The following is a 20683-nucleotide window of genomic DNA, read 5'->3' as shown; positions in this document are numbered from 1 at the left end:
ATGGAGCCAGTATGCCCCACTACAGCGACATTGGGGGCAGCGCAGAGAGCAACGGGCAGCGCCTTGCCCGGATTCGCGCGCGCCACCGTTGGACACAACAGCGCCTCGCCACCGAGGCCGGGTACTCTCTCGCAGCCGTGAAAGCCTTCGAGCAAGGGCGCCGCAGCCTCGACCGGCCCGCCGTTATCCTCGCCTTCGCCCGCGCCCTCGACTGCCACCCCACCGAAATCACCGGCAGCCCCTACACGCCGGTCCACAACGACAGGGAAGGACAGGACGCCGTCGCCTCCATCGCCGCCGTGCGCCGCGCCCTCCTCCGGCACGGCCGTCCAACTCGGCCCGCAGAACACGAAGCCGCCGCCGTCGACCTGCCCGAGCTGCGACTACGCGTCGCCGCGGCCAACCAGTACCGCCAGGCCGCATCCCTGGCCAAGTCCGGCAACGTTCTGCCCGCGCTGCTGCGGGATCTGCAGGTGGCTGCCGAACTGTGCCAAGGAGACCAGCGCCGCGAGGCGTTCGGGCTGCTCGCCTCGGCCTACGAGTGCGCCATGCAATACCTGTACAAGCTCGGCCACTCCTCCGACGCCACCCTGGCGACCGAGCGTGTCGTGTGGTCCGCCCAGGAGACGGGTGACCCGCTGCGCATGGTGGCTGCCCGCTGGTTCGATGCAGGCGAGTTCCTGTCGATCGGCGAGCACGACGAGGCCGGGGCCATCATCGACGCAGCGCTGACCGAACTCGGCGCCCTCCGCGACCGCGTACCCGAGGCTGTATCGCTGCGCGGCGCGTTCCACCTGAAGGCCGCGCTGAACTCGGCCCGTGCGACCGACAGTCGAGGCGCTGAGCAGCATTGGAAGAAGGCCAAGGCCGCTGCCGAGGAACTCGGCGAAGACCGCAACGACTACCAGCTGCAGTTCGGGCCGACGAACGTGGCTATCTGGGGCGTGAGCCTGCCCGTGGAGATGGGCAAGGGGCGCCTCGCGGTCGAGCGGGCCAGCGGTGTGCAGTTGCCGACGCAGTACTCACCGGAACGGCGGTCTCACCATTTCATCGACGTTGGCCGCGCGTACTTCTACAACGGGCAGCGCGACCTTGCGCTGGGCGCGTTCCTGAAGGCGGAGCGGTTCGCGCCGCAGGCCACCCGGATGCACGCGGGTGTCCGGGAGACGGTGGGGACGATGATCCGTACTCAGAAGCGCGGTGAACTCGTTGAGTTGGGCATCCGACTCGGCGTGGTCTAAAGGGATACGGTCTGTAGCCCTTACGTCACCCCCTGGTCTCTAGCGTCGGTTGAGTAGTCGCCGATGCCACAGACCAGGGGGTTTTCTCCGTGGACGAGCCACGCCCACTCGCGTTCATCTACGACCGCTGCGCGACGCGGGACACGACGAAATTGGAGCGCCGCCTGAACGCGTGCGGCGAGTACGTCATCGCGCATGGCTGGGGGTTCGGCGGCTGGTGGGTCGACAACGGCGACTACGCGCTCACGAACGACCGCCGCCCCGCCCTCGACACCCTGCTCCGCACGATGCGCGCCGCCGGAACCGGCCCGCGGGTGTGCCTGGTTCACGACTGGGACCGGCTCAGCCGCGACATGCAGGCCCGCGGCCTGATGACGCGCCGCGTACTCCTACTCGACGGCTGGGTGGAGACCTGCGCCGGAGAGAAGCGCACCCCCGGCGGCGAGGACCCGCACAAAGGCCGGCTGACGCAGGCCCCGATGCTCCCATGAACGGCCTACGGACCGCCGTGACGAAGACGGCGAAGCGCTCGGCCACGCTCGTGGGCCGGCTGGCCACGCCCCTCTACATCTTGGCGGTGGTCGGGACGATCGCGTTCGTCCTGTACGTCGGCGTGACGGCGAATCGCACCCCATGAACCCCCGTCCCAGCCGGGCAACCTTGGACAGGTCGAGCGGCCGGGACGGGTTCAGCGCACCACAACCAGGCGCGGTCTTGTCGCCGCGCCCTCGATGAGCGGACCGTATCCCGGTTCGCTGGAACTGCGAGAGAAAGGGAAGACCGATGTTCAACTACTCGGACCGGTTCCCCACCGGAACGCCACTCCCGCAAGGCCACGTAACGCCCGCACCCTGGGGCCTGCGCCACATCGCCCCGTACCCGGGAGCTGCGGCGCCCCAGTACGCCCGTGTCGAACTCGACGCGGACACACAGACCGCCCGCTACTACAACACTGACGGCACGCTGGCCATGGCACCCGGTCACGGCACCTCGTCCGGCACGAACCCCTCCACCGGCACCGGCAATCCCAGCGACGGCTCCGGTCCCGGCGGTGGTGGCGGCGGTGACGTCGACACGGGGAACGACACCGACCAGTGACCGACGATCCTCGCCCGGTGCTGGTCGTCACCAACCTCGACGACCCGACCGCGGACCTGGTGATTGACGAGCTGCACGGCCGGGGCGTCCCGGTCGTGCGGTTCGACTCCGGTGACTTCCCCGCCACCTTGTCGTGCTCCGCCCAAATCGGCGGCAGCACAACCCGGTGGAGCGGAAGCGTGCACACCCCAACCCGGGTTGCCGAGTTAGGTGGTGTGCGGTCCTTGTACTACCGGCGGCCGTCCGGATTCACCTTCCCGCACCTGGACGAGCAGGCGGCGCGCTTCGCCATCGCCCAGGCCCGCTACGGTCTCGGCGGCATCCTGACGTCCCTGCCCGACTGCTTGTACGTCAACCACCCGAACCGCATCGGCGACGCCGAGTACAAGCCCGCCGGCCTGGCCGCCGCCGCATCCCTTGGCTTCACCGTGCCACCAACCTTGGTCACCAACGACCCTGATGGCGCACGGTCGTTCGCCAAGGAACACGGGCCGGTGATCTACAAGCCGCTATCCGTACCGCTGTATTTGGTCGACGGGGTGGCGCAGACGGTCGAGGTCGCCGAGGTGCTGGCCGAGGACATCGACGAGGACATCCGCGGCACCATGCACCTGTTCCAGACGCGGGTGGACAAGGTCGCCGACGTGCGAGCGACCGTCATCGGCCAGCAGGTCTTCTGCGTGCGCATCGACTCTGGTCTGCTGGACTGGCGCACCGACTACGCCCGCCACACGTACTCGGTGGTGCAGCCGCCGCGGAGCGTCCGCGAGGCGCTGCTGGCCTACCTGGCCCACTTCCGGCTGGTCTTCGGGGCCTTCGACTTCGCGATCGACCGCCAGGGCCGATGGTGGTTCTTGGAGTGCAACCCGTCGGGCCAATGGGCGTGGCTGGAGCCGGAGACCGGCTTGCCCATGCTGGCGGCGATGGCCGACCTGCTGGAGAGGAATGCAACATGACCACTGACGAGAAGCTGCGTCGCCAGCTCGCCGACGAGCTAAAGGCAGGGGGCCATCTGCGTACCCGGCCGTGGCGGGACGCTGTCGAGGCTGTCCCGCGGCAGGAGTTCTTGCGCGGCGGCTACTTCGAGCAGGTTCCCGGCTCGGTGCCCACCGCATGGCGGCCGGTGCTGCCGGATAGCCCCGGGTGGCTTGAGCGCTGCTACACCAACGAGTCGCTGGTGACGCAAATCGCCGGGACGATCGTGCCGACAGACATTCGCGGCGAGATCATGCGCGCCCCGACCTCGTCGAGCACGATGCCGAACCTCGTCGTGCGCATGCTGGAAGACCTGCAGGTCGGGGACGACCAGCGCGTGTTGGAGATCGGCACCGGCACCGGTTACTCAACGGCGCTGATGTGCCATCGGCTCGGCGACGAGCGCGTCACCTCGATCGAGGTCGACCAGGACGTGTCGGCACGGGCGCGCACCGCCCTCGGCGCCTGCGGCTACTTCCCGAACCTCGTCGTAGGCGACGGGCTGGCCGGCTACAAGGACGGCGCGACGTATGACCGGGTGGTCGCTACGTGCGGTGTCCTCGATGTACCGCGGCAGTGGATCGAGCAGACCCGACCGGGCGGCATCGTCCTCGCCACCGTGTGCGGCTGGCTGTACGCCTCCGAGCTGGCGCGGCTGACCGTGGCGGAGGATGGCACGGCCAGGGGGCGATTCCTGGGCGGTCAGATCTCGTTCATGCTCGCTCGCCCCCAACTGCCCCCGGCCTTGGGGATGCTGCCCGACCTGGACGACGGCGACGAGCGCCCGGCGCGGCTTGGTGTGGATGTGCTGGACGACTGGACGGCACGGTTCGTCGCTCAGATCGCCGCACCCCGCGCGCAGCGGATCAGCCTGCCCCGCGACGACCGCACGGAACACGTCCTCCTCGACGTGGCCGGCGAGGCGTGGGCAGCTCTGTGGCAAGACGGCGAGCAGTGGATGGTGCGACAGGGCGGCACGGTACGGATCTGGGACGCCATCGAGGACCACCTCGGCCGCTGGCGCGCGGACGGTGCGCCCGCCCTGGATCGCTTCGAGATCGCTGTCACGTCCGACGGCCAGACTGTCACCTGGCCGAGTTCCTGATCGCCGTCTGCGGTCCGCGGCACCCTTCCCCGTGGGGAGCGGGCCGCAGGCGGTACAACTCCCGCCGCTCCTAGCCTCGGTGGACCCCCCTTGTAGGGGCGGCGGGAACTGCCCGGTGACCAGCTGGTGGAGGCGGTCGCCAGGTAGCACGAAGCCCCGGCCGGATGTACGTCGCCGGCCGGGGCTTCTTCATTGCAGGGCGGACTGGGTCACGGACTCTGCCGCGCCACACTGCTGAGTTCAGCAGGCCGCAGCGCGCGACTGGCGGTATCAGGCCCCGGTGTTCTCCATGATGCACACGGTCGCCGAACCGCCATCGGTCCCGGTGAGCACAGCCATGAACGTCTCCCGCATATAGATGGAGGCATCTCGACAAACCACGATCGGAGTACCGCCAGTGTCGACTGAGGTCTCGGCCACGTAGCCGTCGCAGTCGACAGCAGGCGGGGTGCCCTGAATCAGGGATACCGCGCCACTGGCCCAGGTCGAACCGCCTTCCAGTTTTAGACACGCTTGGTCATAGATGATGCGGCTGTTGTCCAGCGTGATGTGCGGTACCGGCGCAGGTCCGCAGATCTGGGGGAGGTCGACGGTGTACCACGGGGCACCCAGGGCACACACAGCCGTGAGGGGCTGACAACCTGATTGTCTGCTGTCTCCCTTGAAAGTGACGGGTACGCACGTGGGTGCCTCGGCCACAGCCGGGCTGGTCGAGCGCGTGCCCGGCGTGGCTTGTCCGCTTGAGGCTGGCGCGGACAGCGTCGGGTGCGGCTTACTCGGCGTCGGTGACGGTGACGGTGATGGCGGTGGCGATGTCCGCCGTGTGCGAGTCTGTGTCGATGGTGATGCAGTCGGCCGACCAGCCGGGCGCGTGACGATCAGGGTCGCGCAGACCGCGAGGACAGCGACGAAGCCGGTGGCGCCTATGGATGCCCACGGGATCCGGCGCCGCTCCCGTATGACGGGCATGTTGTCGAGCGTGTCGCCGTTGTGGAATCGTTCCAGGTCCTCGTCCGGTCTTGGCGGACGCTGAGGCGGCGTCTCATCGTTCACATGGGCCCCCTGAGAGCTGTGGAGGCGCTCAGCGTAGGGCTCGGGACGACTCTCCGTCAGCGCGTCGTCACGACCGGACGGGACAGTCGGACTTACGGGGTCGTGTCACCCAGATAGCAAGAGCCCCGACCGGTTGTTGATCCGGCCGGGGCCCTCCGTGCGTTGTTACGCGGGGGTGATGTTCTCCGCCTGCGGGCCCTTCTGGCCCTGGGTGACGTCGAAGTTCACCTTCTGGCCTTCGTGAAGCTCACGGAAGCCCTGGCTGGCGATGTTCGAGTAGTGGGCGAAGACGTCGGGGCCGCCGCCGTCCTGCTCGATGAAGCCGAAGCCCTTTTCTGCGTTGAACCACTTGACCGTACCGCTGGCCATGCTTGTTTCTCCTTCAAGGAAATGCGTACCGGGCCCCGCACCGTGCGGGATCCGGAGGTGATCGCCCTGGTCCGGAGAGGCGTTGAACAGCAAAAACGCCCGCGAGCGTGTCACGGGCGAACGGGACTTCGGAACCACGACTACTGATCCTGACGCTACACCGGGCGGGGGTCCTCGGCCACTGGAACGCCTGCGCTCACGGCGGTGTGTCAGTGGGCCCGGCTATTCGTGGACGACGTCCCGCATCTGATCACCAAGGCCGGACGTGTGTTACGCACGTCCGGCCCTCTCTGCGTATCAGAAGAACCTCCGCGTCCTCAGGTCAACCTTGCCGAGAGTGCACATGTAGACCATGGCGTCGAGCATTCCGAAGCAGAGCCAGAAGGCCAGCCGAATGGAGCCGAACAGCAAACCGATCACGGATTCGCCTTCCCGTGAGCTCAGCCGAGCTTGTCCGCTGCCGCCTTGTACGCTGCGGCCTGGTCCGGCGTCAGGTAGTGCGAGACGCGCACCAGGACGGTGCTGTGTTGGTAGTCGTACTCGGCCAGGGCGGGGAGGCTCTTGGTGACGGACTGGATGTAGTCGGCGCGGGTCTTCGCGGCGGCCGGGTCGGGGAACATCTCAATGGCACCACCGAGTTCGACGTCACCGGCCTTGAGGAACTGAGTGTCGGACTTGGAGATCCGCGAGTCCGAAAACGTGACCTTCGAGGTGTACTGGTTCGGCCGTCCTAGCAGCTTGTTCGGGTCATTCTCGGCGGTCACGGTGCCGGTGAGCTTCGCAGACGGCACTGCGGCGGCGAGGGCCTTGAACGCTCCGGCGGCGTCGAGGCTGTCCGCTGGACGGGATGCCGCAGGATCGTTCGCGCTGACGTTGACCGACGGAGCGCCCGTACCGCTGCAGGCGGCGGTCAGCAGGATGGCGGCGATAGGTAGGACGGTACGGCGCATGGGCCCCCCTCGGTGCGGCAGTTGAGTGCCGTCACTGTGCCAGGGCTATGACGGACCGCGCAGGGACGTTGCCGGACCGTGACAGCGCTCTGGCGTCGTTCACCCGGTCGTGTTCATGGCCTGCGTCAGGGACTCGGCGAGGCGGTAGCTGGGCGACCGGTGCAGGGCGCGGCGGACTGGGGCTATACCGTGGCTGCTCGTTGGTGCGGACGATCGGGCACTGGCGGTTGGCTCAGAGTTTCGCCCAGCAGCTTGGGCCGATGCCCCGGGCCATCGACACAGGGTCGCTGAGGGGCCTGCCGCAGATTGCACACGTGGGAGACCAAGACCGCACGGCCATTACGGTCGGTACGAATGGATCAACCTGCTTGCCGAGAGCGGCCCGATGGGCCCGCTCCGCCGCCCAGAAAGCCTCCTCCTCCCCATCATGCTCAGCCTCGATCTCGCCCCACCGCCGCTCGTCCTCCTCCGGCAGGGTGTAGTGCATGTAGGCCAGCAGCAACGGGGTGTAGACGGCCATATGGGCGTCGTACCGCTCCCGGGCGAGCGCGAAAACGGCGTCCGCTTCGCCCCGGCGCCTGTCCTCCTCTTCCTCCCGGGCGAGGGCGGCGATGTCCGCCTCGTACATCAGCCGGGACGCCTTGAACCAGAGCGGCACAGCTGCGAGGGCTGCGATCCCACCGATAATGATCGCCGTCACGACGATGGCGTGGTAGGTGCTGGCCACCGACGAGTCGAAGTCCGGGTCGGAGGGGTCGTTCGACCAGCCGATGACGGCTTCGGCGATGAGAAACATGGTCACGGTGACGCCGGTAGCGATGATTGCGGGAATCGCACACCGCCAGCGCTCGGAAGGGCGAGCCAGGTACACCGCGCAGGCAGTGAGCGCGACCGGGAGCAGGAGTGCCAGGCCGATCAGGAGGCAGCCAACCCCGGCACCGTTTCCGCCAGGGCCTTCGTCGGCGCCGCGCTTGTCATAGCCACGGGCGTGGGTGTCGTCCGATCGGTAGTCGATTCGACGCACGGGCCCCCCTTGGCGCGGCAGTTGAATGCTGACCACTGTGACAGGACCGCGCCAGCTACGGGTCGACATTGCCGGACCGTGACAGCACCGCGGCTCATCCAGCCGCGCTGACAGGAAGCCCCTGCCCACGCGGTCGATCGACAGCTAGACGTAGAGAGACCAGACGCCTGCCGCTGTGCTACACAGGATGCCAGCACCGGTCAGAACGGCTGGCGCTCCAAGGTTGTCCACAGCCTGTTCAAGGATCGAACGCCGAATCCACTCGCGGAAGTATTCGATATCGCCCCACGTGGATGTGGGGTACCGGACCGCATGTCGTTGCGCCGTCCGCTGCTCTGCGGTAAGCGACTCGTCTCGACTTATGCGCTCCAGTTCATCGAGGTCAGCAACGAGACGCCGGTACTCCTTACGGAGAAGACCAGCACCCCACAGCAGACCGCCGATGGTGAGCGCAGCACCGAGGATAGTCAAGGCGGCAACAAGTGCGCGGATCATGAGCGGACGCTACCGGAGTGGGCCACGCCCAGGAGCCGAACTTCACAGACCGATGCCGCGCATGGGGTTGTCGCGCCAGCGGTCGACGGGCCGGATGTACTCCAGTACCTGCGGCGAGGTCTTCGACCAGCGGCCGTGCTCGGCGATGAACGACGTCGGATGCCCGGCCTTGGCCGCTTCGGTCGGTGCACCGGCCCGTAGGCCGTGGGCGGTGAAGTCGACGGCGTTCGGCAGGCCGGCCGCGGCAGCGACCCGCTGCACCGCCTCGTTCACTGCGGCGCCGGACATGCCGCCCGGCTGTAGCTGGCCCCAGCGGTTGATCCGGCGCAGCAGCGGCCCGTCGGTGACGTCGTGCTCGGCAAGCGCCGTCAGCCAGGCCCGGACGACGCGGACTGGGTCGGTGTCGGGGTGGACGCCGTTCGGAACCTGGACCTCGGCGCCGGCCGCATCCTGGTCGGTCTTGGACGCGCGGATCAGGACGGTCAGGCCGTCGTCAGTGAACTTCATGTCCTCGATCTGGAGGGCGGCCAGTTCGGAGCGGCGGGCCATCAGCGCGAAGCCGAGGACGAGCAGAGCCCGGTCGCGCTTCCCGGCGAGCGTCTCAGGATTGGTGGCCTCGATCATCGCTCGGAGCGGCTTGAGCGTCACCGGGGGCGCCTTGCGCTTGCGCTTGCCGGCGGCGGCTCGGTCGCGGCGGTGCACCTTGAGGACGGCGAGGGCGGCATCGGTCTCGGGCTGTCCGCGGTGTCCGGCGAACCGGTGCGCGGTGCGAATTGCGGCGATCGCCTGCTCGATCGTCGACGGCGCGCGGTCGAGGTCGGCGAGATGGCTCACGTACTCGGCGAGGGTCTGCGGGGTGGCGGGCATCGGCGTGCGGCCTTGCTCGGAGCACCAGTTGGCGAAGGTCTGCCACTGCCGGGTATAGGCGCGCTTCGTGTTCTCGGGTGCTGACCGCTGAAGACGTTCCCGGGTGCCGTCGGACAGTTCCACGTCCGCGGCCAGTTCCGATGAGGGCGCCGGTACGAGTTCGCTCGACATGGCGCCATTCTACCGTTTCTGACCCTCGATAACCTTCCTTATCGAGGGTCAGACTGTGCCCCTAGGGAGACGTCCGGCGGAGTCCAATCAGACGGTCAATCTGAACTCAGCCACCGCTCTTACGTCGGAATGACCGCTGACTCGCGGCAGGGCCATGAGTACCGTGGATCTTTGACGAGTCCGCGCTTGCGGCGCCTCCAGTGGCGTCCGTCTGTGCACCTCGCTTGCGCGCCAGTGCCTCCCGGAACTTGCGCTTTAGGTCGTACTGGCCGTCCTCGTCTGGCGACAGATCGACGCTCTCGGCATCAGCTGCGTCGCGGCCTTCGTGCGGTTGAGACTCAGCAGCCATAGTGACCTCCTGGGTTCGGGCGGCTTGGAGGCACAGCCTGTCACGCCGAGCGCTTTGCCGGATGGTCGCGGCCAGCGTCGTCGACCGCAACGGCGAGCAGCTGTTCCCGCTCGATGTCGTCGAGCTGCAGAACGTCGGCGAGGATTCCGGCGACCGTCCGGGACGGCACCCGCTGACCTGTCTCCAGCTTCAACAAGTACGAGGGATTCAGGCTGGCGAGCCGCGCCGCCTCACGCAGCCGCAGGCCTCGACGCATCCGGGCCGCGCCCAGCATCGGCCCCAACTCCGGCGGCGGGGTACGCCGCTGCCGTGCCACTGCCACCAACGGTCGCCTACTCCAAGCCGCGCCAGGACGGGGACCCCAGGGCTTCGCCCCGCTGGCTCCAGTACTCCCGCGAACGGGCCCGCAGCTCCTGGGAGTTCATCTGGTGCAGCGGCTTGGCAGGCTCGACGGGTGGGTCGTCGGCTGGCGGTGCAAGCCGCTGGAATTGCGCATCCGCGGCCGTGGTCTCCGTCAGACCACGCAGTGCCCTGGTGACGGCTCTAGCGACGGCGTCACGCAGGGTCCCGGCTTGCGGATCGTTCGCGGACTCGGCGACGCGGACGGCGTGCCGCCGGGCCGCCAGGGCGTCCATACGAGTCTGGAACGCCCACCAGCGGCATTCGGCGTCACGGGAACTAGTTGTGTTCATGTCCGACTCCTCGGTGAAGAAAAAGAGGGGTGCCGCCTCAGTGGCGCAGGGACACGTCACCGCGGGTGAAAGGAGGAAGCCCCGCTCTGTGCCCTTGGCTCTCCGACCGGCTCCCGACAGATCCGACGAAGTAGGCTTTGACGCCCATGAGGCGGCGGCTATCAGAGAAGCCTCTCGGTGCGCCAGATCAGCGACAGAAGATGGTTCGTCTGGATCCGCGCAGCGACCGAGTTCACCGGGGTCGGCCGGGGATGGTCAGGGTGAAGCGTCCCGGCGGCGATCCCGGCAGCGTGCTTTGACACCCGGGCATAGTGAGCGCGCCCCTCGGCCTCCATGGCGCCGCTCAGTGCCCGACGCAGCGCCTGAAAGGCGGGCTCCACCTCGGCGAGGTGGCTTTGCATTTGCTCGATCGCAACCTGCTCGGCCTCGACCGCCGCCTGATAGTCAACTGTGGCCTTCTCGCGAGCCTGCCGTTCCCGTAGGGCGCGCTCCTCGGCCTCTTGGTGCTCCCGGAACGCCTGTACCCCGGCCTCAAGGGCGGTCACCTGGGCTTCGGCGATCAACAGTGGCTCGCGGATCTCGTCCGCCGCCTTCTTCAGCTCCTCGGCGTCGGCGTACCGCTTCTCGCTGACCGCAGCCTCCAGATCAGCCTCCGCCTTGTGTAGTCGCCGATTCAATTCCTGGGCTTCAAGCCGCGCCTGGATGAGCTTGTCGTCCAGGCTGGGCGCGGTCTTCGCCGCCACCGGTACCGCCTTTCCTCGTCCGTCCGTCGCGGTAGGCGCGGACGTCGCCGAGGTGGACCCGCCAGGTGTTCCTGTCCGTTTGGTGGCCCCGGATCTTTCCCGAGGCCGCCAGCCGCCGCACCCATTCGACACTCACTCCGGCGATGTCCGCGGCCCTGCGGGTCGGGATCATCTCTTCGTCCGAGAGTGGCGGGAGTTGGGCAGGCGGAAGAAATGTGACAGTTGGGGCTGCGGAAGTGCGCCGGTTCTCGCCCTGCCGGTGCTGCACGGCAGCCTCACGGGACGCGACGAGGATGAGTAGGACCGACCTCGGCAGGCTCGGCGCCCTACAGGCGGTCGGCGGCGGCGTGCCGCGCAGGAACGCGGCCAACAACTCCAGCGAGGCGACCAGATCAGCCGCCGAAGCACCGGGGACAACCATGCCGCCGTCCGGCAGCAGCACGGGCCCAGGACGCTGGTTACGGGCCGTTGAGGATGGTGTCTGCATCACGGCCCGGCCGCCTCCGTCCGGGCCGCTACAGCGCCGATCGTGCGCAGCAGGTGTTTACGGGCGAGGACGTCCAGGACGACGCCGAACGTGAACGCGAGGGCCTGCGCCGCATCTTCTGGCGGTACGCCATCGAGCAGTTCGTCGAGCGGTATGTCGATGTCGAACACCTGGGCACTGGCCAGGGCAACGGCCGCACGCAGCGCCTCCCGGGTGATCGTGGGACGAGTCACGGCTGCCTCCCGGTCAGACAGCCACGCCGAGCCGGGCGGGCGCCGGAGCCTCGTCGAGGCCTTCAGCAGGCTCCAGACGGACGATGTACGGCGGCGCGCCGCAGGCTGGTACACGCAACCCAGCGGCCATATGCCGGTGCGCAGCGCCACAGTTCGGGCAGTCGACGACAGCGACCTGAACAGCGCCAGACGTGCGCAGCAGCGTGCCGACCACCACGGGCGGCTCAGGGTTGGGTATCACGCGGGTTCTCCAATCAGCTTCAGCTATGGGTTCAAGCAGGGGAGGTTCGACGGCAGCTCGGTCGGCTCAGCGCCGCCGACGCGGTTTGCGGAGTTCGACGATCACGGCGCGGAGGGCGATGGCACCCTCAAGGCGCTCCCGGGGCGTCAGCTGCGTGGTGCGGGCCTTCTGGGCGAGTCGGCTGACCGTCAGCGCGTGCTCGCCCAGCCGCCGCGCGGCCGAGAGCCCGCCGTGGTGCTTGCACGGCCCCTCGGCGCCATCGGTCCCCCAACCCGCTGGCAGGCCGCACGGCTTGCCGTCCTGGCGCGCCTGGCCGCAGCGCGGCGCCGGTGCCTTGGGCAGCTGGGGCGGCCGCGCGGCCAGCCTGGCCTCCCGTTTCTGCCGAAGCCACTCCTCACACAGTGCGTACTTGAGCGGGCGCCCGACAGCCCAGATATCGCCGATCAGGATCACCTTGCGGGCAGGGCGCAGGCGTGCGGCGAGCCGGGACAGATCGAGGTGGGGGTCGGGCCAGCAGTCGCCGACGTACACCATTGCCTCGCCGCTGGCGGTCTCGATGATCGTGCCGGGCTCGGGAAGGTGCTGGGTGTCGTCGGGGCGGCGGCAGACGATGTTGGGCCGTCTGCCGGTGAGTTGGGGCGGCTTCGTAGTGGTCGGCATTGGGTTCTCCGGTTTTCCGGGTTTGCCGGTTGGGGCGGCGGATCTTTATGGCGGCGTGTCAGGCCGCGGGCGGGGCGATGGCGAGGTGCCGGCGGGACGGCACCCACTGCAGTCCGCACGACGATTCGCCGCACTCGACGACCTCGCGCCGTCGCTTCCCGACGGTGGCGACACCAACAGCTCGACAACGACGCTGGGTTCGGCACGCTGGGCAGACCAGCGAGACGAAGACGGGCTTGGTGGCGGCCATCAGGACTCCCTCGCGGTGGCTGCCGCGGTCGTTCGTGATGCATCGCGAACGCGGCGCCGGTAGCGGAGGCGCCAGCGGATCTCGGCGGCAAGCTCGACGGTGGCCAGGGCGAGGAGGACGAGCCATGCGCCGAGGGAGATGAGCAGCAGGTCGTGGGTGGTCATGACGGTCGGGTCTCCCTTGTGATGGTCATGAGGGTCAGGCAGCGGGTACCGGGTGCTGTCACGGTCACGGTTGGGCATCCTTGATCGACGCCTGTATCGCGTTTGGTCTGCGGCTGATTAGGGTGCGGCCATGTCTGGCAGAACCAAGTGGATAGCCGTGTGGTTGTTCGCCATGAACCTTTTCGGCTTGTACCGGTGGCGCGCTGGCGGTCACACGTGGACCGCCTCGTTGATCGATTTCGGTGCGTTCTTCGGGTTGACCGTGGCGGTGACGGCGTGGAGGACGTATCTGGACCGGCACCCCGAGGTGATGGAAAGGGCACGGGCGAAGAGGGCCGCGCGCCTCCAAGAGCACTACGGACACAGCGGCCGGCCTACGCCAGCGGTTGCAACGGGGGCTGGGGGCCTGGCTGGTGAGGGTGAGGGGCTTGGCGAGCAGAAGCCTGGCGCAGGCTCCCAGCAGCAGTAGGAGCGGGTCATGGGTGGTCATGACGCCTGGGCCTCCTCGCCGTTGGTCATGACGCCCTGCTCGTCGGCCTGCTGCTCGGCTTGGCGGTGGAGCTTGGCGGCGTGCCGTCGGGCGAGGCCGGCCTGGCGGGCGGCGCCGAGTTCGGCGCGACGCTTACGGGCCGCCTCGACCTTCCGGCGGGCTTCCTCGATCCGAATGCGGACTATGTCGTCAACGTTGGTCATCGGGTGGCCTTCCGGTGGGCCCGGCCGCCGGTGGTGACAGCCGGGCCGGGTGGTCAGAACAGGGCGACCTGGGCGAAGATCCGCCGGGCGCCGGGGAGTTGGGCTTTCAGGTCGGTGATCTGCTCGCCGATCCGGTGGGCCTTCTCGCGGCAGACGGCGACGTTCATGCAGCCCTCGCAGGGGTCCGGCTTGCGGCAGAGCTCGCCCCCGGTGCACCAGGCCATGCCCCAGTGCAGGAACTCGCCGGCGAGCCACGCCTTTCGTTCCCGCTGCAGTTCTCGGATCTGCCGGTTGATGGCCCTGGCGACTGTCTTGGTGGCCACGGGGTCTCCTTCCTTGGTGTGCTGGGCAGTGGCCGAGCCCGAATGCCGCGGGCCCGGCCGGAGTTGTGCGGGTTAGTCGGTCACGCCGACGCTGGCGAGGAACTCGGCGTTCTTGATGGGGTCTTGCAGTTCGCGCGCGTCGGCCTCCCACGCGGCGCGCATCCGAACGGCGTCGTCCCGGTGGTCGGCGCACACCGTGACCCGCAAGGTGCTGACCTCGGTCGGGTGCTGCTGGTCGATGGTGTTGCGGACTGCGATGACGCCAGGCTTGCGGCAGCTGCCGTGCCCGTGGCTGCACTCGCCGGTGCTGACCGCGATGGTCTGCACGATGAACTTGGTGTCGCGGTCGTCGCCCAGCGCGATGACGGTGACCTGGTCGGCGCGGGCCAGGAGTTCATCGACGTGGCACGGCTGGTCGAGGGGGCAGCGGCAGGCGAATCGCACGTCGACGGCGGCGGCCAGGCACACGAGGTCGGGGTTCTGGTCGAGGTGCTGGCGGTAGAGGCTGATGGCTTCGGCGAGGGTGTGCCGTATTCCGCAGATGGGGCAGGGGGTCTTGCGGCCGGCGTCGACGGGGTGCGGGTTCGCGAAGGGCGACTTCGCCAGTCCGGGTCGCTGACGTCCGGCCCAGTGGGCGCGGTCGGGCAGGTGGGGGTGGAACATGTCGCCGGTCACCTGCACGCGGCGCGGGTGGGGTGTGTGCATCAGGTTCTCCTTCGTGGTGTCAGCGGGCGTGCTGGGGCTGTACGGAGCGGGCAGCGGGGAGCCGGCGGAACTCCAGCCTTTGGGCCTGGCTGACGGCGGCGAGCGCGTCGTGGATGTTCTGCGCACGGGCGGCGGGTGCGAGGCGCCAGCGTCCGCCGACCGAGAGGCCGGGCCGGCCGGTTGCTCGGACGGCGAGTTCATCGAGGTCCCACCAGTTCGGCCCGTTGCGGATGCGGAAGGCGAGCCAGCGGGGGGTGGTCCAGTGGTGCCGGTCGAAGAGGTCGCGCCAGCCGGATGTGAGCCATTGGCGAAGCGGCGGTCCGACCTCGATCACTGGGGTCGGCTGGGCGGGTGTAGCAGTCGCAGCCATGGGGGCTCTCCTTCGGTTGGGGACGGCCGTGGACGGGTGGACGTGGGCGATGTGGACGTGGACAACGTGGACACGTGTCCACACCCCCCTCTCGCGCGTGACGCGAAAGCATCCACATGTCCGTTTTGTTTTGTTTTATTAGTGTTTTAAGGAGGCTTCGCGTTCACGAGACGGGGGGTCGTGGACACGCGTCCACATGTCCACACGTGGACGCCGCTCCTCCCGTGTCCACATGCCCTCAGTCCGTTTTGACGCAAATGTGGTCGCCCTCCTCGTAGACCCAGTCCCGGGAAATGGCGAGTGCCACGGCCTTGTTGGCGAGCGGCCGGTCGCGGCTGGCGAGGGCCCGGTTCAACGCGCCCCAGGTGATGCCGCCGACCTGCGAGGCGTGCTTGCGGACGTTCCGGGCGACGCGTTCGAGGGCGAGGTCCACGTCCCTCTTCGCGGAGTGGGCGCGCAGCGCTTCCTCGACCTTCGCGGTCTCCTGGCGCTCCCGCTCGGCCGCTGCCTCCCGCTGCGCCCGGATGATCAGGGACTCGCGGACGGTGCAGGACGATTGCCAGACGATCTCGGCGAGCTCCCAGTCGTCCTCGGTGACGGTCTCGCGGCCGCCGTCGAGCAGGGCGAATAGTGACGCCACCTTGACCTTGATGAGGCCCGCGTGTCCGTCGAGTTCGGGCACCTCGATCTCACCGCGGTTTCGGGCAACGCGCTCTTTCCAGAGCATGTCCTTGATGCGCTGCGGGAATTCGATGTCGATCGGGCCGGACGGCCGCTTGTGCCCCGGGTGGTTGTCGAGGGACCCGGGCCACTTCGGCGGGACACCGGGGATAGATGGGTCGTCAGCCCAGCACCATAGGAACCGCTGGGGGGTGCCGGTGCTGCCGTCGGCGATGACCGGCATTGCGGTGCTGGGCTGGAAGCCGACGAGCAGACCGAGGGAGTACGTGCCCGCGGCGACATACCGGGTGCGTTCCTCGGATGCGTTGGTCTGGCCGAGGGTTTCGCCGATCGCCGCTCGGCGCATCGCCTCGGCAAGGGTGGATCCAGTGCGCTGCCCGAGCTGGGCAAGCACCTGGCCCTCGTCGATGTAGAAGTAGGCGTTGTGGCGGACCTGTTGGCGCCGCTTGACCATGATGGGCTCGCCCTGGTTCCTGCCGCGCTGGTAGACCTCGCCGCTGTCGACCTCGACGACGCCCATGAAGGTCTCGGCGATGCCTTCGCCGGTGCCGATCGGCAGGCCGTCGCGGAAGTCGAGGTCGTCCGGTGCGGGGATCAGGTCGCGGGACAGTGACGAGCCGGCGGACTTGCCGGTCCCGGGTGCGCCGACCATGCCGACGAAGAGGTTGAGGGATGCGCGCCCGCCGATACCGGTGACGGCGCGGATGTGAGGCGAGATCATCCCTGACAGTCGCGCCAGGATGCTGTAGATCAGCACGTCACCGGAGCAACCCTGGGAGTGTGCCGCCTGCCGGATCTTCCGGAAGACTTCCCTCTTTGCCCAGAATTCCTCGGGCAGCAGTCCGCGTCGCCGACCACGTTCCGGCTCCGGTGCTGGCGCCTCAGCCGGTGCGCCAGGTCGGGGTGCTGCAGCGGGTTCCGCGGGCTCGGCAATGAGCGCGCGGAGGCTGGCGGTATCGTCGCGGCGGGATGCTGGTGGCCACGGGTGCCGCGGCTGCGCCATGCCCGCCTTCAGCCCGGACTCGATCGTTGGCCGGGCCCGGCCTTCTGGGTGGTTTCCCGCAAGGGCCGCGGACAACAGGGCTTCGTGGGCATCGGCCTCGCTGAGCGCTCCCGCGCCAACGAGCGTGCCCACGTTGAAGGCGGCGGTATTGATCGTGTTGTTCTGCTCGCCGTCAGCTGCGCCCGTGATGGCGTCGCATTCGGCCTGAAGTGCCTTGCAGGTGTACGAGTCGAGGTTTTCCGACCGGACGGGGATCGACGTCGCTGGGGCCGCGGGCCGAGGAGGGGCGGGCCGTAGGCGGTCAAGGAGCCATGCGGGGGCCTGCGAGGGATCGGTGTCGTCCTTCACGCTGTACGGGCCCTTCACGGACACCGATGGAGCCGCGACGACCTGACCGCCGTCCGCGCGGATGTCCAGCCCGGGGCCGAGCTTGCCCGCACTGTTCCGCGGGTTGAAGCCGGGCCACGCGAAGTAGCGATGCTGCCCGCCGGATCCGGTCTCGACCGTCCAGGTCTTCGGGAGCGGGCCGTGTTCGGCCTCAAGCGCGCGGAGGCTGTCCAGGCCGCCGCTGTCGGGGTCGATGTCGAGGACGAAGATGCCGGAGGCTTCACCGGTGGCGATGCCGATGTTCGCGTTCGGCTCGTTGCGCCACCAGTCGGCGATCACGGCCCAATCGGTGCTCGCGTCCTCCGTCCAGCTCTTGTACCGGGGGTGTTTGCCACCCTGCCTGTGGTCGTGATCGGCGATCGCCTTGGGGTTCCCGCAGGAGCACCGGCCGTCGACCGCGTAGCGAAGCGGGAGGACACGCCAGCCGCGCGCCGCGTACTGCTGCGCGACGACGATCATGCGCGGTTTCGCCGCCTGGCGGTCCATGGCCGCGGGCGCGTGGCTGTCGCTCACTCGGGGTTCTCCGTGCCGTTCTGGGCCGCGATGAGGTCGTCGGCAAGGAAGGTGATGGCGGTGCACCAGCGGCGGGCGCAGGCGCGGATGCTGCGGGCGGAGGGCTGTTCCTGCAGGTTCGCCTCGATGGCGTCGAGTGCGAACTGGCGGCGGGCGTGTTCGCGGCGGAGTTGGGCGAGTACGGCCTCGCGGTGCGTCTGGGGGTCCGCCTGTTCCGCACACACGGCGGTGGTGGTGTTCACGTGCGTGTTCCTGTTCGCGATGGCGAGGGGGAGGGTGCCCGGCCGAATGGCCGCACCTCGCGAGTCAGGTGGGGTGGGGGTGCCGCCGCCCCTGCGGGCGGTTGAGCGGTTCGGGGCGGCGGCGGTTTTCATCGGGGTCACTCGGCCCCTTCGTCTTCGGTGCGTTCGCGTCGGACCAGCTCGACATACGCCTGCAGTAGGTCGTTGAAGCACTGCCGCTGCTGGTGTTCGTCGAGCTGTGACCAGGCTTTGAGGCCGATGGTCACGGGCAGGTCGCCGGGGTGCTGCTGCTCCATCGCCAGTACGGCGGCGTACAGCGGGGATGCCTGCTCGTACCCGGCGACGATGTCGTCGAACGCCGCCTCGGGATCGGTGAGCGCGCATTCGTGCCGGAGCCGGAGGGATCGCACCTGGGCTTGGCCGAGTTCGCTGCTGGCGTCGACCGTGACCGACCGCCACTTACACCAGCGGCAGGTGACCTGCACCAAGTGCAGCCGTTCGGCGCTGACCGGTTCGACGAGGGTGGATTGCCAGGTCACTGGGCACCTCCGTCTATGTTCTGCTCGATCCACTCGGCGATCTGGCTGAACTCGGTGACGGGCTTGCCGGTGGCCAGGGCGACTAGGGCGCGCATGTGCAGCTCGAACTCGGCTGCGTTGGCCGCTGCGGCGGTCGGGCTGGCTCCGCGGGCCGCCAAGTACCGCTCGGCGATCAGCGGATCCGACTCGGCCCAGGGCGCCGGGATCTGCGACTCGATCTCCACCATCAGGTCGACGGAAGCTCGGGCGATCTCGTCGCCCTGGGCCAAGTCCTGCACAGCAGCGAGGAACTTGGCACGATCGACGAACACGCGAGGCTCGGTCATGACAGGCCCCCGCGGTAGGTGTTGAGAGGCTTGCCGCCATTGGCGATCCAGGCGAGTTCCTCCTCATCCGTGCGCTCCGGCAGGTCCCACCAGGTGCGGGCCCAGTTGCCGTCGGGCAGCCGCGCGGGCGGCGGGTAGCCGAACGCGTCGGCCATCGCCTCTACGGGGGCCATGAGTGCGTTCCACCGGCCTCGGGTGTCGGTGAACACGATCAGGTCCCGGCATTCGACCTCGGGCAGACACAGAGCCTGGCGGTACGCCTCGCCGGTGGCCGACGAGCCTGTGAGGTGGGCGAGGGACTCAGCGACGAGGGCGCCGTCGGCCCAGTGCCGCCCGTGCTCGTCAACGGCGAGCCCCTTGGCCCGCACATCGCCGACGATGTAGGTGGGCCCGTTGTCGCCGAGCCAGCGCGTGCCGGTCTCCAGCGAGAACTCGGCGATCTCGGCCGAGTTGAACCTGCCGATGGCGTCATGCAACTCCTGCTTGAACGTCACCGGTTCACCTCCTTCTCGTCGGCGACGGCGGCCTGGGTCGCGCGGTAGACGTGCGGGCTGGAGCGGCGTTTGCCGGAGGCGACCGCGCGGTTGTCGATGAGCGCGGAGGCGCTCTGCGGGCTCGGCGTCGTCCAGGCGTGAGCCGGCCAGCCGGGCCCTTCGGGCGGTTCGGGCTTGCCCTGCAGGGCGGCGGGCGTGTGGAGCGGGCAGCGGTGCCCGATCACATATCGGCGCACCCCGTCAGTGGCACCGCAGTAGCGGCGCTCCGGGCCGTCCCAGTGGCCGCAGGGGTTGGCCGGGCGGCCGGGGCGCTGGGCCCCGACCTCCGCGGCGGTGTGCTGGTCGGTCACGCCTGCCCCCGGTTCTGCCTGCGCTCGTGAATCTTGTGGAGCAGCTCTCGCGTGACGGCGAGGGTGTGGCCCGGGTCGAGGCCCTGCGGGATCACCAGGTACGGGCGGCCGTCCACGTACCCGGACCAGATGGCGCGCTGGCCGAACTCCGCGACCATGTTCGGCGGCATCTCGACGATCTCCGCGTCGTGTTCGGCGACGAGGGCGCGGAGGTTCTCGATGGCCTCGTACCGGGCGGCGAGGTGCTCGACCTGGTCGAGGAGCAGCCGGGCCTCGATCAGCATGGCGCGCAGGCCGGTCGAGGTCGTCTCCTCGGGCATGCCGCCGTCCATGGTTGCGATGAGGCATTCCCGCCCGGTGTCGGGGTCTGTGGTGTTCTCGGCGCTCAGGCTGATAGCGATCTCGTGGGTGGCGAGTTGGGGCGTCGTGGCCACCGCCATCACTCCCCGACCTGCATGGTGAGGGCGACCAACAGAGCATTGAAGGTGCCGGACTTGTCGTCGGCGAGGGCAATCGCCTGGGCCACGAGGCCGATGGCGGCGGAGAGCGTCTCGTCGGCGACGGCCTTGTCGAGGGACCAGCCGTTGAACTCGGCGGAGCGCTCGGCCTTGACCCGGATGAGGGTCATGATGTGCTCGTCGGTGATCTGCATCGCCTGGTCGGGCTGGGCCTGGATGGCGCTGCGGTGCATGTCGCGGATCCACATGGCCGGGCTGAGCTTGATGTTCAGCGGCCGGTAGTGGTGCAGGTCGGCGGCGATGCACTTGGGGCAGACGCCGGAGGTGCCGCCCTTCGGGCTCGGCGGCCCGTAGTCGCCGGGGGTGGTGCACACGAGGCAGGCACCGGTGGCGGCGTCGCTTCCGGCGAGCGCTTGTGGCAAAGTGGACATG

The 20683-nt window shown here is 68.9% G+C and carries 33 protein-coding genes; 6 read left to right on the top strand and 27 right to left on the bottom strand.

The window, feature by feature from the left end:
- The first annotated feature begins 11 nt into the window (after positions 1 to 11).
- From NON19_RS18110 to tgmC, 6 genes are all read left to right on the top strand, one after another.
- Entirely contained in the window at positions 12 to 1241 is a 1230-nt protein-coding gene (locus NON19_RS18110) for a helix-turn-helix domain-containing protein (protein ID WP_255929338.1), read from the top strand.
- Between the two features lie 89 nt (positions 1242 to 1330).
- Entirely contained in the window at positions 1331 to 1732 is a 402-nt protein-coding gene (locus NON19_RS18105) for a recombinase family protein (protein ID WP_255929336.1), read from the top strand.
- Positions 1729 to 1878: a hypothetical protein gene (locus tag NON19_RS18100; protein WP_255929334.1), complete on the top strand. Its 150-nt coding sequence runs from the start codon at positions 1729 to 1731 to the stop codon at positions 1876 to 1878. Before NON19_RS18105 ends, NON19_RS18100 begins: the two co-directional genes overlap by 4 nt.
- 146 nt (positions 1879 to 2024) lie before the next feature.
- Positions 2025 to 2339 (top strand): putative ATP-grasp-modified RiPP, encoded by a 315-nt coding sequence (tgmA, locus tag NON19_RS18095; RefSeq protein ID WP_255929332.1) that lies wholly within the window; start codon positions 2025 to 2027, stop codon positions 2337 to 2339.
- Positions 2336 to 3295, top strand: a complete 960-nt coding sequence (gene tgmB, locus NON19_RS18090; RefSeq protein ID WP_255929330.1) for an ATP-grasp ribosomal peptide maturase — start codon at positions 2336 to 2338, stop codon at positions 3293 to 3295. The genes tgmA and tgmB overlap by 4 nt, the downstream gene beginning before the upstream one ends.
- Positions 3292 to 4419 carry an ATP-grasp peptide maturase system methyltransferase gene (gene tgmC, locus NON19_RS18085; RefSeq protein ID WP_255929328.1) on the top strand — a complete coding sequence of 376 codons (1128 nt, stop codon included), beginning with the start codon at positions 3292 to 3294 and terminating at the stop codon, positions 4417 to 4419. The genes tgmB and tgmC overlap by 4 nt, the downstream gene beginning before the upstream one ends.
- Before the next feature lie 270 nt (positions 4420 to 4689).
- Here the strand turns inward: tgmC and NON19_RS18080 are convergent, their stop codons facing one another.
- From NON19_RS18080 to NON19_RS17955, 27 genes are all read right to left on the bottom strand, one after another.
- Complete coding sequence (locus NON19_RS18080) at positions 4690 to 5040, bottom strand: hypothetical protein (protein ID WP_255929326.1); 351 nt, start codon at positions 5038 to 5040, stop codon at positions 4690 to 4692.
- Between the two features lie 597 nt (positions 5041 to 5637).
- The gene (locus tag NON19_RS18075) at positions 5638 to 5841 is read right to left on the bottom strand and encodes a cold-shock protein (protein WP_255929324.1); all 204 of its coding nucleotides are present in this window, start codon (positions 5839 to 5841) and stop codon (positions 5638 to 5640) included.
- Between the two features lie 297 nt (positions 5842 to 6138).
- Entirely contained in the window at positions 6139 to 6261 is a 123-nt protein-coding gene (locus NON19_RS18070; protein ID WP_255929322.1) for a hypothetical protein, read from the bottom strand.
- A gap of 20 nt (positions 6262 to 6281) precedes the next feature.
- The gene (locus NON19_RS18065) at positions 6282 to 6791 is read right to left on the bottom strand and encodes a hypothetical protein (RefSeq protein WP_255929320.1); all 510 of its coding nucleotides are present in this window, start codon (positions 6789 to 6791) and stop codon (positions 6282 to 6284) included.
- 232 nt (positions 6792 to 7023) lie between these two features.
- Entirely contained in the window at positions 7024 to 7851 is an 828-nt protein-coding gene (locus tag NON19_RS33430; protein WP_255929318.1) for a DUF6011 domain-containing protein, read from the bottom strand.
- Positions 7852 to 7959: 108 nt separating this feature from the next.
- On the bottom strand, positions 7960 to 8310 hold the full coding sequence (locus NON19_RS18055; protein WP_255929316.1) for a hypothetical protein: 351 nt from the start codon (positions 8308 to 8310) through the stop codon (positions 7960 to 7962).
- A 42-nt stretch (positions 8311 to 8352) separates the two neighbouring features.
- A complete protein-coding gene (locus tag NON19_RS18050; RefSeq protein ID WP_255929314.1) occupies positions 8353 to 9348 on the bottom strand; it encodes a tyrosine-type recombinase/integrase in 996 nt (331 codons plus the stop codon).
- Positions 9349 to 9454: 106 nt separating this feature from the next.
- On the bottom strand, positions 9455 to 9697 hold the full coding sequence (locus NON19_RS18045) for a DUF5302 domain-containing protein (protein WP_255929312.1): 243 nt from the start codon (positions 9695 to 9697) through the stop codon (positions 9455 to 9457).
- A gap of 40 nt (positions 9698 to 9737) precedes the next feature.
- The gene (locus NON19_RS18040; RefSeq protein WP_255929310.1) at positions 9738 to 10019 is read right to left on the bottom strand and encodes a helix-turn-helix domain-containing protein; all 282 of its coding nucleotides are present in this window, start codon (positions 10017 to 10019) and stop codon (positions 9738 to 9740) included.
- A gap of 10 nt (positions 10020 to 10029) precedes the next feature.
- Positions 10030 to 10389: a hypothetical protein gene (locus NON19_RS18035; RefSeq protein ID WP_255929308.1), complete on the bottom strand. Its 360-nt coding sequence runs from the start codon at positions 10387 to 10389 to the stop codon at positions 10030 to 10032.
- Positions 10390 to 10550: 161 nt separating this feature from the next.
- Positions 10551 to 11132, bottom strand: a complete 582-nt coding sequence (locus NON19_RS18030; protein WP_255929306.1) for a hypothetical protein — start codon at positions 11130 to 11132, stop codon at positions 10551 to 10553.
- Positions 11077 to 11304 (bottom strand): helix-turn-helix domain-containing protein, encoded by a 228-nt coding sequence (locus tag NON19_RS33720; RefSeq protein ID WP_372514177.1) that lies wholly within the window; start codon positions 11302 to 11304, stop codon positions 11077 to 11079. Before NON19_RS33720 ends, NON19_RS18030 begins: the two co-directional genes overlap by 56 nt.
- A 314-nt stretch (positions 11305 to 11618) precedes the next feature.
- Positions 11619 to 11852 carry a hypothetical protein gene (locus NON19_RS18025; RefSeq protein WP_255929304.1) on the bottom strand — a complete coding sequence of 78 codons (234 nt, stop codon included), beginning with the start codon at positions 11850 to 11852 and terminating at the stop codon, positions 11619 to 11621.
- Positions 11853 to 12159: 307 nt separating this feature from the next.
- A complete protein-coding gene (locus tag NON19_RS18020; RefSeq protein ID WP_255929302.1) occupies positions 12160 to 12753 on the bottom strand; it encodes a hypothetical protein in 594 nt (197 codons plus the stop codon).
- Between the two features lie 249 nt (positions 12754 to 13002).
- Positions 13003 to 13167, bottom strand: coding sequence for a hypothetical protein (locus tag NON19_RS18015; protein ID WP_255929300.1), 165 nt, complete (start codon positions 13165 to 13167; stop codon positions 13003 to 13005).
- Positions 13168 to 13653: 486 nt separating this feature from the next.
- On the bottom strand, positions 13654 to 13860 hold the full coding sequence (locus tag NON19_RS18010) for a hypothetical protein (protein WP_255929298.1): 207 nt from the start codon (positions 13858 to 13860) through the stop codon (positions 13654 to 13656).
- Between the two features lie 53 nt (positions 13861 to 13913).
- Positions 13914 to 14183, bottom strand: coding sequence for a hypothetical protein (locus NON19_RS18005; protein ID WP_255929296.1), 270 nt, complete (start codon positions 14181 to 14183; stop codon positions 13914 to 13916).
- Between the two features lie 72 nt (positions 14184 to 14255).
- Positions 14256 to 14888 carry a DUF4326 domain-containing protein gene (locus NON19_RS18000; RefSeq protein WP_255929294.1) on the bottom strand — a complete coding sequence of 211 codons (633 nt, stop codon included), beginning with the start codon at positions 14886 to 14888 and terminating at the stop codon, positions 14256 to 14258.
- A 19-nt stretch (positions 14889 to 14907) separates the two neighbouring features.
- Complete coding sequence (locus NON19_RS17995; RefSeq protein ID WP_255929293.1) at positions 14908 to 15258, bottom strand: hypothetical protein; 351 nt, start codon at positions 15256 to 15258, stop codon at positions 14908 to 14910.
- Between the two features lie 238 nt (positions 15259 to 15496).
- Positions 15497 to 17842 (bottom strand): bifunctional DNA primase/polymerase, encoded by a 2346-nt coding sequence (locus NON19_RS17990; protein ID WP_255929292.1) that lies wholly within the window; start codon positions 17840 to 17842, stop codon positions 15497 to 15499.
- Entirely contained in the window at positions 17839 to 18084 is a 246-nt protein-coding gene (locus NON19_RS17985; protein ID WP_255929291.1) for a hypothetical protein, read from the bottom strand. The genes NON19_RS17990 and NON19_RS17985 overlap by 4 nt, the downstream gene beginning before the upstream one ends.
- A gap of 137 nt (positions 18085 to 18221) precedes the next feature.
- Positions 18222 to 18623 carry a hypothetical protein gene (locus tag NON19_RS17980; RefSeq protein WP_255929290.1) on the bottom strand — a complete coding sequence of 134 codons (402 nt, stop codon included), beginning with the start codon at positions 18621 to 18623 and terminating at the stop codon, positions 18222 to 18224.
- Positions 18620 to 18949 (bottom strand): hypothetical protein, encoded by a 330-nt coding sequence (locus tag NON19_RS17975; protein WP_255929289.1) that lies wholly within the window; start codon positions 18947 to 18949, stop codon positions 18620 to 18622. Before NON19_RS17975 ends, NON19_RS17980 begins: the two co-directional genes overlap by 4 nt.
- Positions 18946 to 19443 carry a hypothetical protein gene (locus NON19_RS17970; RefSeq protein WP_255929288.1) on the bottom strand — a complete coding sequence of 166 codons (498 nt, stop codon included), beginning with the start codon at positions 19441 to 19443 and terminating at the stop codon, positions 18946 to 18948. The genes NON19_RS17975 and NON19_RS17970 overlap by 4 nt, the downstream gene beginning before the upstream one ends.
- On the bottom strand, positions 19440 to 19793 hold the full coding sequence (locus NON19_RS17965; RefSeq protein ID WP_255929287.1) for a hypothetical protein: 354 nt from the start codon (positions 19791 to 19793) through the stop codon (positions 19440 to 19442). The genes NON19_RS17970 and NON19_RS17965 overlap by 4 nt, the downstream gene beginning before the upstream one ends.
- Entirely contained in the window at positions 19790 to 20227 is a 438-nt protein-coding gene (locus NON19_RS17960; protein WP_255929286.1) for a hypothetical protein, read from the bottom strand. The genes NON19_RS17965 and NON19_RS17960 overlap by 4 nt, the downstream gene beginning before the upstream one ends.
- 5 nt (positions 20228 to 20232) lie before the next feature.
- Positions 20233 to 20682, bottom strand: a complete 450-nt coding sequence (locus tag NON19_RS17955; protein ID WP_255929284.1) for a hypothetical protein — start codon at positions 20680 to 20682, stop codon at positions 20233 to 20235.
- Position 20683: the final 1 nt, after the last annotated feature.

The organism is Streptantibioticus rubrisoli, from assembly GCF_024436055.1.
In the GTDB taxonomy this organism is placed as follows: domain Bacteria; phylum Actinomycetota; class Actinomycetes; order Streptomycetales; family Streptomycetaceae; genus Streptantibioticus_A; species Streptantibioticus_A rubrisoli.
The sequence above is the reverse complement of the archived record's forward strand: the minus strand, read 5'-3'. Positions and strand labels throughout refer to the sequence as shown.